This window comes from Mycobacterium sp. 1165196.3 (assembly GCF_001673415.1).
Classification (GTDB): Bacteria; Actinomycetota; Actinomycetes; order Mycobacteriales; family Mycobacteriaceae; genus Mycobacterium; species Mycobacterium europaeum_A.
In genome coordinates this window covers 1-964 of sequence record NZ_LZLU01000171.1, presented here as the reverse complement: position 1 = coordinate 964, position 964 = coordinate 1, and the positions used below count along the sequence as shown (strand labels likewise).

The 964-nt window shown below is 73.0% G+C and carries 1 protein-coding gene; it reads left to right on the top strand.

All coding sequences use genetic code 11. The features are described from left to right. The coding region (locus A5659_RS18315) for a cell wall metabolism sensor histidine kinase WalK (RefSeq protein ID WP_197498076.1) at positions 1-796 on the top strand (796 nt) is incomplete at its 5' end. Positions 797-964 lie beyond the last annotated feature (168 nt).

Below are 964 nucleotides of genomic sequence, written 5' to 3'. Positions count from 1 at the left end.
ACTGCATCCGGACCGCACCGACACCGAATTAGGTCGCGCCGCAAGGGCTTTCGACGGTATGCTGGATGCCCTGGAAACCTCCGAGCGCCGCGCCCGGCACGCCGCCGACACCGCGCAACGCGCCGAGTCCGCAACCCGGCGCTTTCTCGTCGACGCCGCCCACGAATTGCGCACCCCGATCGCCGGCATCCAGGTCGCCGCCGAACAACTCGCGCACGGCGCCTCGCAACATCAAGACGACGGGCAATACCGTCGGGCGAGCCTGCTGCTCTCCGACGCGCGCCGCGCCGGACGACTCGTCTCCGACATGCTGGACCTGAGCCGCATCGACGCCGGGCTCGCGCTCGAGCTGCATGACGTCGACGCGGCCGCCGTCCTCGATGGGGAAGCCGATCGCGCCGCCATGCTGGCACCGCAGATCAGCGTCAGCCGCACCGGTTTGGCCACGCTGAGCCTCAACGCCGACGCGACCCGCCTGTCCCAGATCGTGTCCAACCTGCTCGACAACGCACGCCGGTATACGCCGGCCGGCGGAGCCATCACCGTCGACCTTCGCGCCGACGAGGGCCTCGCGGAGGTGACCGTCACCGACACCGGGCCGGGCATCCCGGATGACCAGCGGGACAACATCTTCGAGCGGCTGGTGCGCCTGGACGCCGGTCGCGCCCGCGATCACGGCGGCGCCGGGCTGGGCCTGGCGATCGCGCGGGCGCTGGCGCGCGCCCACGGCGGCGACCTGGTGTGCCTGCCCCACGAGGGCGGCGCCCGATTCCGGCTCACCCTGCCGCGCAACTAGGGACAACAGCCCGTTAGGCGGTGACCGCCCCAATAGCCCTGCGCGAGAGCATGATTGGGGCGGCCACCGCTTGGCACCGTTAGCGCGCCGCCGGTGTCACCAACCGGGCGGCGGGGCCGGATGGAACGGCCCGCCCGGGGGTGGCGGCCCGCCCGCCCCGCCCGGAGG